The following is a 12,608-nucleotide window of genomic DNA, read 5'->3' as shown; positions in this document are numbered from 1 at the left end:
TACGTAGGCTCAGCGAGCACATTAAGTTCTGCTGGTTCGATTGCCGTTAACGGCACGAGCGGGAGTAATTCTGGGGTATATGTCAATGCAGCGACGACGATCTCTAGCACGACCGGGACGGTAGGCGTCTCTGGGACGTCGACTGGTTCAGGTACCGGGGTCAATATTGGTGCAGCGACTACCTTGACTACGCCAAGCAACAAGGCGGTTGCCGTGACGGGAATCTCTCTGACAGGTACTGGTTTATATGTTGGTGCAGCCACACAGATTACATCGGCGACAGCCAATATTAATGGCTATTCGACAAGTTCAAGTAGCTTCAACACAGGTGTGAACTTACAAAGTTCACTGAATGCGAACAACGCAGCGTTGAATATCGTCGGCACGTCAGGTTTAGGTCACGCAGTTGAGATCAGTGGGTCGACGACGACGGTCTCTGGCGCTGGTGCTCTCTCGGTGAATGGCACAACCAGTGGCGACGCAGGGGTGGTGATCTGGAATGGCAGCAAAATCACCAATACTGGAACGTTCACTGCGGGTAGCAACGCCGTCGCCATCAATGGGTCAGGTAGCCGCGGTGTGGTGATCAACCACGCGACCATCACGAATAATTCAACCAATGGCAATACTTCAATCAGTTCGAGCGGTGGCGGCTCAGCCAACTTGCAACTGGATAACGGCGCCGTTATCACGAATGGGGCAAAAGCAGGCGCCATCACCTTAACTGCCAGCGGCTACGACTCGGCTGGACTGGGCTCGACGGTGGGAGCGGCAAACACCACAACCAACGGAGCCCTGCCCTTCATCACCCAAAATAGCGATGCCGGGGTCACCATCGTATCTCAGTATGGCAATGTCGCGAACCCAACGATTGTGAACAACGGTAATGGCAACGTCGTGCTCGCCGCCGGGACAGCGATTGCTGCGGGCACCTCGACTGGCGGTCAATTGACTAGTCAAAATCTCACATCTGCCGCGCTCAATACCATTCAAAACAATGGGACAGGAACCGTCTATCTATATTCAGGTTCATCGGCTAGTACCGGCCTGCCAACCGTGACCACGGGCTCAAGTGCCGTCGCAATGAGCGTGCAGTACTACAGCGCCTACGGACAGACGATTAATGGGGGGGGCAAGTATCAATTGTTGTATCGTCAACTAGCACCACCAACGCCAGCGGCATCGACCGCTTTGGTCGTTTCCGCGACAGTGGTTGCGGTGAACCCCACAGTTCTGCCCGTTTCAACATTGACGTCAACGAATAAGACGGCAATCAGTGGAACCACGCCGACGCAGACGACAACCACGGTGACGTTCGTGAACCCGCTGACAGGGATAAATCTGCCTTCAGTATCTTCGCGGACTTCATCTCTGACGGCTACGGCACAAAATGGCGTCGGTACATTCAGTTTGGCCGGGCTGGAGGGGGCGTACGGGGGCACCGATTGCACCGGTGGTATCGAGACTGGATCAGGCAAGGTAGCTGACTCGACCATCATGGTTTGTTATAACGTAGGACAATCCTGAATCTAATGACGTAACCTGGTGAATGACTCACGTTCTTTACTCCTTTCGCCGCTGCCCTTATGCGATCCGTGCACGCATGGCCATTTGGCAATCAGGCGTGGCCGTCGAACTCAAAGAGGTCAGTCTGCGTGCCAAACCCGCTGAGATGCTGGCGCTTTCCCCAAAGGGAACCGTCCCCGTGTTGCGGTGTACTAATGGCGAGGTTATTGACGAAAGTCTAGCGATCATGCACTGGGCTCTCGCTCAGCATGATCCCGCAGACTGGTTAGCAAACGCCCGCGATGCGCGCAATAAGGATTTGATCAAGCTCAACGATGGTGTGTTCAAACAGTCTCTTGATCGGTATAAATATTTTGAACGCTACCCTGAACACACACAGACCTTTTACCGAGAGCAAGCGGTTGAACACCTCATCAATACGCTTGAGACGGTGCTGTCTCATCATCGATACTTAAACGGCCATCATGCTAGCCTGACGGACGTGGCGATTTTTCCGTTTGTTCGACAGTTTGCCGCCGTTGACCTGACTTGGTTTGAGGCAGCTGCCTTGCCCAATACACAACGATGGCTGGCCGAATGGCTAAATAGCGACTTGTTTTTGACCGTCATGCGAAAGCATCCCTGAGGTAAACTTTTTCTGTCGACCTTTGGTGAGTTAACGCAATCAATGCCATGAACAAATTATTTCTGCTGATCACCGGTTTCGTCAATCTCATGTGCTGCGCGACGCTAGCCCTGGCGGCCCCAGTGGCGCCCGACCCTAAACTTGCCCAACCCGTTGTTGAAGAGGGCAATAAATGGCTTTATGCTTTCTCGAGCTTTACTAACGGCCGCTGGACCGACTACCGTAACGAGCTTTCAGTGGCCCGGGTGACGCGCTCGGGTATCTATATCACCGCGACAACGATCGGTAGTGTCAGCCCGGCTCGTACGTTTGTGCAGGGGTTGAACTGGTCGGATTTCAGGACGATTAATGAGAAAGAAGTCGTGATCACCCAACCCTTTGACTTCCCCTTGACCAAGGGCAAAAAGTGGCAAGTGCAATACTCAGAAGATTCGCCAAACAAGAAGCAAGAGACGACGATTAATTATGAAGTCCTTGAGCCAGAGTCGATCATTGTCAAAGCCGGGCAGTTCTACGCCATCAAGATTGAGGCTGAGGGTAAGTGGGTGGCTAGAACCACAACCCCAGCGTCCGTTTTTCAAATAAAGAGCAAAGCCGATTTAGACGCACCCATTGGGTCGTCAAGTCAAAATACTGAAAAGGTTACCTCTGGCAGAATCTATCAAGCCTATTGGTATGCACCTGAAACCAAGCGGTATATCAAGCTGATCAACGAGACCTACGGCGATAACGGTACGCTGAATTACAAGCTCACGGGCGAGTTGGTGTCGTCTAACGTTAAATAAATTTACCCAGACGTTAGACATCACCGCAACGCTCAATTAATACCCGACCGCTTGTCCGTCTCTGCGGGGATCAGACCCAGCCGCGTATGCGTGGCCACCCATTTGAGTATCCCCCTGGAGTTTCTGGATCAGCTGAGCGCTGCCGAAATCGAGACTATCGGCCGGCGCCACTGTTGGGGTGTGTCCCATGGCAATCAATCCCTCGACGACCGACTGAGGGACATGTTGCTCGACCATCAGATCACCGACATCGTTGATGCGCCAGCGTGGCGAATCAGCGCAAGCCTGTGGATTGCGACCCTCAACGACGTTTCGCAACACCATTTGCATGTGCCCTTGCGCTTGCATATTGCCGCCCATCACACCGAAAGCCATTTCAGCTTTGCCGTCACAAGTCATGAAGGCAGGGATGATGGTGTGCATGGGGCGTTTGCCCCCAGCGACCAGGTTAGGGTGGCCGGGCGTCAAGACAAAGCCTGCTCCGCGATTTTGCAAAGAGATGCCGGTACCAGGGACAACGACACCAGAGCCAAACCCTTTATAGTTGGATTGAATCAGCGAGATCATCATCCCGTTCGCATCGGTCGCGCAGAGGTAAACGGTACCACCCACTTTGGGTGAACCGGCTTTGTATTGGCCAGCTTTCTTGACATCAATCAAACTGGCGCGTTTGGCCGCATAGCTGTCCGACAGAATTTCTGCAGGTGTTACGCGCATGTGTGCGGGGTCTGCGATGTGCTCGTAAAGATCGGCAAACGATACGCGCATCGCTTCGATTTCCAAGTGCATGCGCTCAGGTGAGCCGACCGCTGTTTGATCGTAGGGTAGGTGTGAAAGAATATTGAGTGCCAGCAAAGCAGCAATCCCTTGCCCGTTCGGGGGTATTTCGTGGACGTCATGGCCGCGGAAATTGGTACTGATAGGTTCAACCCAGTCAGCTTGGTGCGCTGCCAAATCGGCTTCTGTCATTGCGCCGCCGCATTCCTTTGAGAAGTTGGCGATGGCTTTAGCGAGACGACCTCGATAAAACGACTCGCCCTCCGTTGCTGCAATTTCTTCCAGCGTGGTTGCCTGATCTGCAAAACGCCATATTTCACCGGCTTCAGGCGCGCGACCATTGGGCATGAACGCTTGCTTGTAGCCAGGGACATCGACTAAGTCTTTCGATTGTGTTTGCCATTGCCGAGCTACCGTCGGGCCAACCGGAAACCCATCGCGAGCGTGACGAATTGCATCCTTGAACAGATCGGCGAAGGGTAGTTTGCCAAATTTCTTCGACAGTGCGACCCAACCAGAGACCGCGCCAGGTACAGTGACCGTATCCCAGCCACGGTCAGGTATTTTGGTCATACCCTTGAATCGCTCTGGGCTCCAGGCGGCTGGTGCGCGACCTGAAGCATTCATGCCGTGCAACTTGCTGCCATCCCAGATCAGCGCAAAATTATCAGAGCCGATACCGTTCATGGTGGGTTCGACCACAGTCAAGCAGATAGCAGCTGCGAGCGCGGCGTCAACTGCGTTACCGCCGCGAGCGATCGCTGAGATCCCCGCTTGTGCTGCTAACGGTTGCGAGGTTGAAACGACGTTTCTGGCCAGCAGTGGCTTGCGAGCGGATTGAAAGGGTTGTTGCCAGTCCATGAAGGGAGCCTCCTAAGATGTTTAGGCGTGACTTTAACAGGCAGTTACACTTTGTGGCAGTTGTTATTCCATTCACCAGGAGTCTAACGCCGTGAGAGCTACTCTCTTTGCCCGCCTAATAGGCCTTGTGGTTGTTACTGGTGGGGTGGCTGTCTGTAGCCAAGCCCTTGCTAGCTATCCTGACAAACCGATTCGAGTGGTCGTGGGTTTCACACCAGGTGGCACGACCGATACGGTCGCTCGCATTGTGTCGCAAGCGATGAGTGAACGTCTTGGTCAACCCATCGTCGTTGAAAATCGCCCCGGAGCGAATGGCGGGGTTGCGACTGAGTCGGTGATTCGGTCGGCCCCCGACGGCTATACCCTGTTTTTTACATCGGTTGGGCATGCGGTCAACCCGTCCCTTTATCCCTCGGCCAAATATGATCCCGTCAAAGATTTCACCCCCATCGGGCAAGTGCTGACAGCCCCCAATGTGTTGGTCGTCGCAGGCAATTCTCCTTTTAAAGATTTGAAGGAATTAATGGCCTATGCACGTGCACACCCCGGCAAACTTGATGTCGCTTCTTCCGGCTATGGTAGCTCGGTGCATTTGTCCGCCGAGGTTTTCATGAAAGAAGCAGCGGTCGAGTTAAACCATATCCCTTATAAAGGGACAAGCGTGGCCATCCCAGATGTCATGTCAGGTACTGTCACCATGATGTTCCCGAATCTACCGACCATGTTGCCTCTGATTGCAACCGGTAAGTTGCGAGCTTTGGGCGTTACGACGGTCAAGCGTTCTCAGGTCGCACCCGACATTCCCACCATTGCCGAGGCGGGTCTGCCAGGGTATGACGTCGGGACTTGGTACGGATTTGTCGGGCCCGCAAAGATGGATAGAGCGGTGGTGACACAGTTGAATACCGCACTAAATGCGGTGCTGTCGGATGCTGCCATTTCTGCCAAGCTACGCGACCAAGGGGTTGACCTCGTGTTTGGTACGCCCGAGGCTTTCGGTGCCATGATTGAAAAGGAAACTCAGCGATGGTCTAACGTTATTAAGGCGGCGAACATCAAAATCGAATAAGTCGTTGAAGGAGACAAACAGCCATGAATAAGACAAGAAGAGATTTAATGGGTCTGGCAGGATTGACCCTAGGAGTCGCAAGCCTGCCTCAGCGAGATGCTTGGGCGGCTGAGATGGATTACCCGGCAAAGCCAATTAAATTGATCGTGCCGTTTCCGCCAGGTGGTGGTACTGACCTGATTGGTCGTTTCCTTGCCACGCATCTGTCGAGCGATTTGGGACGGACCGTCATCGTTGAGAACCGAGCAGGTGCGGGTGGCATGATCGGTTCACAGGCCTGTGCTAACGCACCCGCCGATGGCTATACGCTATCCATTGGCATCACCGGTACGCACGCATTGCCCGTGGCGATGGGGATCAAACAAACCTTCGACCCCGTGGCGGATTTCACACCGATTACGTTGTTGGGTTATTCGCCCAATCTGTTGTTGGTGCATCCGAGTTTTCCGGCGCGAACGGTAGCAGAGTTCATCGAGGTCGTGAGGGCGCATCCAAGCACGTATAGCTTTGGTTCGTGGGGCAACGGATCTGGGGGGCATTTTGCAGGCGAGTACCTCAAGAAGGTTGCCAATATAGAGATGCAGCATGTGCCTTATAAAGGCGTAGCCCCCATGATGAACGACTTGATCGGTGGGCAAATTATGGTGGCCTTTGGGGATGGAGGCGCGAGCCCGCCTCAGGTTCGGGCAGGTAAAGTGATTGCGTTGGCTGCAGCAGGCACCACACGCTCGCCCGCCTTACCCGAGGTGCCCACCTTTGATGAACAGGGACTTAAGTTTATTGCGGACAGTTGGTATGGCATTTTTGCACCGAGTCAGTTGCCGTCTTTAATTGCGCTACGGTTAAACAATGCGTTTAAAAAAATACTGACCGCTGCGGATCATCGCGAGACGCTCGCCAGTTTTGGTTTGGTCGCCCATCCGTCGAGCTCAGACGGCTTTAAACAGACCCTGCAGCGTGACATTGCGCTGTGGACGAAGGTAGCCCATGACGCCAACATTCAGGCCGATAGTAATTAAGGGTTAGGGTGGTGGTTGCAGCAACAAAATGCCCAGCCAAATGAGCTGGGCAAATTTTTACATCAAACGATCGGTCGGGTGTTAAGCGATCTCGTGGAGTGCTGCGCGAACTGTCGAGAAGATCTCGTCAATTTGTGCTTCTGAGACGATCAATGGTGGTGAGAATGCCAGAATGTCACCTGTGAAGCGAGGCATCACGCCTTTTTCAAAGCATTTCAGGAAGGCGTCGTAAGCGCGTGTGCCAGGAGCACCTGGACGTGATTCAAGCTCAACGGCACCCATCAACCCCATGTTGCGGATATCTTTCACAAAAGGCTCACCACGTAACTTGTGGATAGCTGCCTCGAACTTCGGTGCCATCTGGGCGGCACGCGCGAATAAACCTTCACGCTGATAGATATCTTGCGTCGCGATACAAGCAGCAGCGGCTGCAGGATGTGCGGAGTAGGTGTAGCCGTGAAATAGTTCGATCGAATTCGCAGCACCACTGTTGATCACGGTATCGTGAATTTTTTGTGATGCCGCAACTGCAGACATGGGGATCGCGGCATTGTTGATGGCCTTTGCCATCGTAATCAGGTCTGGTGTGATGCCAAGCAGTTCGCTGGCTGTCGCTGCGCCGACGCGTCCAAACCCTGTGATGACCTCGTCAAATATCAGCAGAATGCCGTGTTTGGTGCAAATTTCACGCAGCTTTTCGAGATAGCCTTTGGGTGGGATTAGCACGCCAGTCGAGCCAGATACTGGCTCGACAATCACCGCTGCGATGTTGGACGCATCGTGCAGAGCAACAATGCGCTCGAGCTCATCGGCCAAGTGTTCGCCCCAAAGAGGCTGGCCCTTGCTGAACGCCGCATGCTCTAAGTTCAGGGTATGGGGCAGGTGATCGACGCCTGGGATGAGGTTGGCCGAAAACGCCTTGCGATTCGCAGGAATACCACCCACAGAGATACCGCCGAAACCGACCCCGCTGTAGCCGCGTTCGCGACCGATCAAACGAGTACGAGTGCCCTCACCCCGTGCCCGGTGGTAAGCCAAGGCAATCTTTAAGGCGGTATCGACCGCTTCAGAGCCAGAATTCGCAAAAAAGATACGATCTAGTCCTTTGGGCATCACTGCAGCGATTTTGCTGGCTGCTTCAAACGCGATGGGATGGCCCATTTGAAACGACGGCGCGTAATCCATCTCCATCATCTGGTTGTGGACGGCTTCGATAATTTCTTCACGGCCATGACCCGCATTGACGCACCAGAGCCCAGCACTTGCATCAATCACTTGGCGATCGTCGATCGTCGTGTAGTACATGCCCTTTGCCCTTTTTAGCAAACGCGGCTGCGCTTTGAACTGACGATTAGCGGTGAAGGGCATCCAGTAATTGGACATATCCAGCTCTGTGGCCAGATTCATGTGTTCGGTAATGGCATTCATGCGAACCTCTTTGCGGTATTCATACCGGATATCGGTCACGCGACCCCCGATGGGGTTGCTCGTAACCTTTTGTTAAAGGTAAGAAATTTCTTATTGTTATTTACTGTAATACAGAAGCAGACGCTTTGCACCTGAATGTTGTGACGAAAACGTTTTTCACGCAGTGGTTGTGACGAATTAGCGATCTACCGGCAAATAAAGCGTTTCTTTGATCTCTTCCATCACAACATAGCTGCGCGACTCTGCTGACGCGGGCAGACGCTTTAAAATTTCGCCGAGCAGTTGTCGGTATTTGTTCATTTCGGGCAATCTCGCTTTGACCAGATAATCGAAATCGCCAGAAACCAAGTGGCACTCCATCACTTCGGGCACGTAGAGCAGCTCTTCTTTGACTTTGTCAAAGACGTCTCCAGATTTTGCTGAAAGCTTTATCTCGAGAAAGACCAACAAATTTTTACCTAAGGCGGCAGGATTGACGCGGGCGTAATATCCTGTGATGACGCCTTCGCGCTCCATGCGTTTGACTCGTTCTGAGCACGGGGTCGCGGATAAACTGACTTTTTCGGCGAGATCCGTGATGGATATCCGGCCGTCGCGCTGAAGGACGTCGAGAATTTTTAGATCTATCCGATCAAGTTCACGCATCATGACAAGAGACTCTCAAAAAACGTGTGTTGGTTTCTTATTTTAGTGAAATACACCTGATTTTTATCAATTAAAAGCAATTAATCCATCGAACTAGGAGATTCACGTGTTTTTCATCAATCCACCCGTTATCAAAACCTCTGAGATATTTACCACGATGCCTGAGCATTTCAGGCGGCGAGGCACCCAGTCGGTCTGGGGTGCTGCCAACCGCGGCGGGGTCTCGTTGGATTGCTTTTTGGAAGGGCCCGTCTTTGACGATGCGGGGAACTTGTTCGTCACGGACATCCCCTACGGGAGGATTTTCAAAATTGATCCGAAGGGGGTGTGGACACTCGTCGTCGAATACGATGGCGAGCCCAACGGAATGAAGTTCATGTCTCCAGGCATCTTGCTGGTGACGGATTACAAAAATGGCTTGATCACCGTTCGCGTGGATACTGGCGAGGTTACTAGCCTGTTGCAACGTCGCAATACCGAAAGATTTAAAGGGCTTAACGATCTGACGATCGATCGTCAAGGCAATATCTATTTTACGGATCAGGGGCAAACTGGCTTACATGATCCGACTGGCCGGGTCTATCGCTTGCGTCTGGATGGTCAGCTTGATCTGTTGCTCGGCAATGTACCGAGCCCGAACGGCATTGTGCTGTCGCCTGATGAAAAAGTGCTGTTCGTTGCGGTCACGCGCGGTAATTGTGTGTGGCGAGGGCCGATCATGGAGGACGGCAGTTTGGCTAAAGTAGGCCAGTTCTTCACGTCGTACGGCACCACCGGGCCTGATGGCATCGCGATGGATCAAAGCGGCAATCTGGTGATTGCAAATCCAGGGTTGGGGTATGTCTGGCTGGTCAACCCCAAGGGTCAGCCTATCGGTCTTTGGCAAAGTCCCGCAGGTGAGGCGGTCACAAACATCGCTTTTGGTGGGCCTGACAATAAGACGTTGTATTGCACAGACTCGACCACGGGGACTATCCTCGTCGCACAATTGCCTGAACCAGGCATGCCCATGTATCAAAGAATCCCACAATAAAAAATACGCCAATACGGCCTTCGCAAGGGGCTTTGTGAGAAAATGAAGGTAAGTATTTTTTTCCGAGCGTAAATGTTTAAGATTTCGTGGTTGTTTAAAGCAAGCGTCCTGTTAGCCGGTCTCATGTCGGTTGCGCTGAGTTGGGCGGCACCACCGATTCTGGTGCTGAACTCACTCAGTGCCAGTGTGAGTGTGATTGATCCTGTCACTTATGCAGAGATCAAGCGTATCTCCGTCGGCAAAGAGCCACATCACATTTACATGACGCCTGACAGTAAATCGGCATTGGTGGCGAATGCCACAGGCAACACGATCACGTTTATTGACCCTAAAACCGGGGATATTCAACGAACGTTAACGGATATGGTGGATCCTTACCATTTACGTTTTTCCCCCGACATGAAATGGTTTGTTACCGCAGCAAATCGTTTAAATCATGTCGATATCTACAAGTGGCAAGCAAAGGGCAGCGGGTTTGAGCCCGTCTTGGTGAAACGAATCCCCACGGGTAAAACGCCAAGCCATTTAGCCATCAACAGCGCAAGCACGATCGTTTACGCCTCTTTGCAAGACAGTGAAGAGTTGATTGCGATTGATTTGCTCACGCAGAAGCCACTGTGGGTCGTGCCTGTGGGAAAAACGCCGGCAGACATTTTTTTGACCTCAGATGATAAAAACATACTCGTTGCGCTAACAGGCGGTACCGGCGTGCAAGTCTACGACGTGTCGAATGGCCCAGCCAAACTGGTTAAAACGATTCAAACCGGCGATGGTGCGCATGCGTTCAGATCGCAGGGTGACAAGCGTCATTTATTTGTCAGTAATCGCGCAGCGAACACCATCAGCCGCATTGACTTACAAACAATGACGGTGGTGGATACGTACAAAACGCCCGCTGGACCAGACTGCATGGAAGTCCTGGAGGGCGGCAAAACCTTGTTGGTGACCGCGCGTTGGGCCGGTAAACTGGTGGTGATCGACCTTGAGAAAAAGGCAGTCGTCAAAGCGGTGGCGGTGGGTAAATCCCCACACGGTGTTTGGACGCTGAATCATGCGAGCCGCTCGTAACGTATTTGCCGGTTTTGGATTGCTTGTTTTGTTGGCAGTCCACCCGGTCTCAAACGCTGAAAGCGGGTCTGATACTGCGGCAGACGCGGCGTGTGACAAACCAATCTATTTAACGATTGACACAGGGCATATGGAGGTCGCCCCGCATATGATCGATGTGCTTAATCAACATCAGGTCAAAGCCACTTTTTTTCTGGCCAATGAGCGCACCAAAACTGGCGGCTCAAGCATGGACGATGTGTGGGCGCCTTGGTGGAAGCAACTGGCAGAACAAGGCCACGTCTTCGGTTCGCACACATTTGATCACGTCTATTGGCAAGCTGATTTGCCAGACGGTATGTTTCGGGTCAAACCAAGCGCTGGGCCCGACGCCAATCAGGTAAAAGTCATCAGTGGTACCGACTATTGTGAAGAGCTGGATCGTTCGCGGGCTCGGTTTGAACAAATGACAGGCAAGAAGATGGTGCCGCTCTTTCGTTCTGCCGGCGGTAAAACGTCGCCAGCGCTCTTGGCTGCTGCAAAAAGTTGTGGCTACACCCACGTGCCGTGGACACCGTCAGGTTTTATGGGTGATGAGCTGCCCAGCGATAAGTACCCCAATGCCTTTCTGCTTGAGCGGGCGTTACGCACCATTAAACGTGGCGAAGTCATTCTTGTACACCTCGGCATTTGGTCCAGAAAAGACCCCTGGGCACCAACCGTGTTCGAACCGCTCATTGCCGGGTTGAAAGATAAGGGGTTTTGTTTCGCGACGTTGGATCAGCACCCCGATTATCGCGCCATTGCCCACGTCAAGGAGACGGGTCGTGAATAGTTTGTTGGATTGGTTCGATACGGCGCAGCAAGTGCTGTTTGAAACCTTAGTACAGCCCTTGTTGTTCAATCTGGGCTTGGGCAGTGTGATTGAAGAAGCCTACGATTGGACCATGTGGTTATTGATTGGTATGTTGCAAATCTGTTTTTTGATCCTCGTTTTCGGCAGCCTTCAGCGGTTGCGACCCGTAGAGCCCATCGTCGATCGTGCGCAGGTCAGGATTGATATTTTTTATACCTTGCTTCATCGTCTCGGGCTGTTTCGAATTGCGTTATTTTTTTCGATACAACCGTTTTGGGATACAGCGGCTGGTTGGGCGCATGTTCTGGGTTTTTCACCTTTCAATCTTGATGGGGTTTGGCCCGGCGTGACAGACCAACCCTGGGTGAGTTTGATCATTTATTTATTGAGCTTCGACTTATTGGAATACGTCTATCATCGTGCGCAACATCGCTACTCATGGTTCTGGGCCTTGCATGCGGTGCATCATAGTCAGCGACAAATGACCATGTGGAGCGACAACCGCAACCACGTTCTCGATAGCCTGATGCACGATTCAGTGGTGGTGCTCCTCTCACTGGCGATTGGTGTCCCTCCTGGACAGTTCGTCATGATTGTTGTGTTCACTCAGTTAGTTGAGAGTTTTTCACACTCGAATGTACGCCTCTGGTTCGGCACTTGGGGTGAGCGTTTATTGGTTAGCCCACGTTTTCATCGACAACATCATTCGATTGACTACGATGAGTCAGCCGCTGGGCCAGCCAAGGGGCACAATTTTGCCGTGCTATTCCCGCTCTGGGATGTGCTCTTTGGCACTGGGCATTTTGAAAACAATTACCCCGAGACGGGGATCCATGATCAACTGCCTGAGGCAGGCGGTCGAAACTATGGGCGTGGTTTCATTGCGCAGCAATGGCTTGGATTAAAGCGCATGGTGGGACTAGGCTAGCTGCGGGT

At 52.6% G+C, this 12,608-nt stretch carries 12 protein-coding genes; 9 read left to right on the top strand and 3 right to left on the bottom strand.

The features are described 5' to 3' along the window. The 3 genes from AC1W8Y_RS02590 to AC1W8Y_RS02580 form a co-directional block, all read left to right on the top strand. On the top strand, positions 1-1,527 hold a 1,527-nt coding region (locus AC1W8Y_RS02590), incomplete at its 5' end, for a beta strand repeat-containing protein (protein WP_482012891.1). A gap of 22 nt (positions 1,528-1,549) precedes the next feature. After that, positions 1,550-2,152 carry a glutathione S-transferase gene (locus AC1W8Y_RS02585; RefSeq protein ID WP_482012890.1) on the top strand — a complete coding sequence of 201 codons (603 nt, stop codon included), beginning with the start codon at positions 1,550-1,552 and terminating at the stop codon, positions 2,150-2,152. A 47-nt stretch (positions 2,153-2,199) separates the two neighbouring features. Next, positions 2,200-2,937 carry a hypothetical protein gene (locus tag AC1W8Y_RS02580; protein WP_482012889.1) on the top strand — a complete coding sequence of 246 codons (738 nt, stop codon included), beginning with the start codon at positions 2,200-2,202 and terminating at the stop codon, positions 2,935-2,937. 36 nt (positions 2,938-2,973) lie between these two features. On the opposite strand, the gene AC1W8Y_RS02575 is transcribed toward AC1W8Y_RS02580, so the two are convergent. Continuing rightward, positions 2,974-4,575, bottom strand: coding sequence for a gamma-glutamyltransferase family protein (locus AC1W8Y_RS02575; RefSeq protein ID WP_482012888.1), 1,602 nt, complete (start codon positions 4,573-4,575; stop codon positions 2,974-2,976). A gap of 91 nt (positions 4,576-4,666) precedes the next feature. On the opposite strand from AC1W8Y_RS02575, the gene AC1W8Y_RS02570 reads away from it, so the two are divergent. Continuing rightward, entirely contained in the window at positions 4,667-5,644 is a 978-nt protein-coding gene (locus AC1W8Y_RS02570) for a Bug family tripartite tricarboxylate transporter substrate binding protein (protein WP_482012887.1), read from the top strand. Between the two features lie 23 nt (positions 5,645-5,667). Further along, positions 5,668-6,663 carry a Bug family tripartite tricarboxylate transporter substrate binding protein gene (locus AC1W8Y_RS02565; protein WP_482012886.1) on the top strand — a complete coding sequence of 332 codons (996 nt, stop codon included), beginning with the start codon at positions 5,668-5,670 and terminating at the stop codon, positions 6,661-6,663. An 81-nt stretch (positions 6,664-6,744) separates the two neighbouring features. Here AC1W8Y_RS02565 and aptA read toward each other — a convergent pair whose 3' ends face one another. Both aptA and AC1W8Y_RS02555 read right to left on the bottom strand, forming a co-directional pair. After that, positions 6,745-8,070: an omega-aminotransferase AptA gene (gene aptA, locus AC1W8Y_RS02560; protein WP_482012908.1), complete on the bottom strand. Its 1,326-nt coding sequence runs from the start codon at positions 8,068-8,070 to the stop codon at positions 6,745-6,747. Between the two features lie 198 nt (positions 8,071-8,268). Next, positions 8,269-8,736, bottom strand: a complete 468-nt coding sequence (locus AC1W8Y_RS02555) for a winged helix-turn-helix transcriptional regulator (RefSeq protein WP_482012907.1) — start codon at positions 8,734-8,736, stop codon at positions 8,269-8,271. A gap of 106 nt (positions 8,737-8,842) precedes the next feature. On the opposite strand from AC1W8Y_RS02555, the gene AC1W8Y_RS02550 reads away from it, so the two are divergent. The 4 genes from AC1W8Y_RS02550 (at position 8,843) to AC1W8Y_RS02535 (ending at position 12,600) form a co-directional block, all read left to right on the top strand. After that, positions 8,843-9,769 carry an SMP-30/gluconolactonase/LRE family protein gene (locus AC1W8Y_RS02550; protein WP_482012885.1) on the top strand — a complete coding sequence of 309 codons (927 nt, stop codon included), beginning with the start codon at positions 8,843-8,845 and terminating at the stop codon, positions 9,767-9,769. A 72-nt stretch (positions 9,770-9,841) separates the two neighbouring features. Then, positions 9,842-10,837 (top strand): YncE family protein, encoded by a 996-nt coding sequence (locus tag AC1W8Y_RS02545; RefSeq protein ID WP_482012884.1) that lies wholly within the window; start codon positions 9,842-9,844, stop codon positions 10,835-10,837. Further along, a complete protein-coding gene (locus AC1W8Y_RS02540) occupies positions 10,821-11,651 on the top strand; it encodes a polysaccharide deacetylase family protein (RefSeq protein ID WP_482012883.1) in 831 nt (276 codons plus the stop codon). The genes AC1W8Y_RS02545 and AC1W8Y_RS02540 overlap by 17 nt, the downstream gene beginning before the upstream one ends. Then, positions 11,644-12,600 carry a sterol desaturase family protein gene (locus AC1W8Y_RS02535; RefSeq protein WP_482012882.1) on the top strand — a complete coding sequence of 319 codons (957 nt, stop codon included), beginning with the start codon at positions 11,644-11,646 and terminating at the stop codon, positions 12,598-12,600. The genes AC1W8Y_RS02540 and AC1W8Y_RS02535 overlap by 8 nt, the downstream gene beginning before the upstream one ends. Positions 12,601-12,608: the final 8 nt, after the last annotated feature.

It is taken from the genome of Jezberella sp. (assembly GCF_964834465.1).
Note: the sequence above shows the minus strand (reverse complement) of the source record. Positions and strands in the feature narration are given on the sequence as shown.

What these genes read in the sequence shown, in the direction of transcription:
- AC1W8Y_RS02585 (WP_482012890.1), top strand. Translation starts at nt 1,550, where the DNA reads ATGACTCACGTTCTTTACTCCTTTCGCCGCTGCCCTTATGCGATCCGT.
- AC1W8Y_RS02580 (WP_482012889.1), top strand. Translation starts at nt 2,200, where the DNA reads ATGAACAAATTATTTCTGCTGATCACCGGTTTCGTCAATCTCATGTGC.
- AC1W8Y_RS02575 (WP_482012888.1), bottom strand. Translation starts at nt 4,575, where the DNA reads ATGGACTGGCAACAACCCTTTCAATCCGCTCGCAAGCCACTGCTGGCC.
- AC1W8Y_RS02565 (WP_482012886.1), top strand. Translation starts at nt 5,668, where the DNA reads ATGAATAAGACAAGAAGAGATTTAATGGGTCTGGCAGGATTGACCCTA.
- aptA (WP_482012908.1), bottom strand. Translation starts at nt 8,070, where the DNA reads ATGAATCTGGCCACAGAGCTGGATATGTCCAATTACTGGATGCCCTTC.
- AC1W8Y_RS02555 (WP_482012907.1), bottom strand. Translation starts at nt 8,736, where the DNA reads ATGCGTGAACTTGATCGGATAGATCTAAAAATTCTCGACGTCCTTCAG.
- AC1W8Y_RS02545 (WP_482012884.1), top strand. Translation starts at nt 9,842, where the DNA reads ATGTTTAAGATTTCGTGGTTGTTTAAAGCAAGCGTCCTGTTAGCCGGT.
- AC1W8Y_RS02540 (WP_482012883.1), top strand. Translation starts at nt 10,821, where the DNA reads ATGCGAGCCGCTCGTAACGTATTTGCCGGTTTTGGATTGCTTGTTTTG.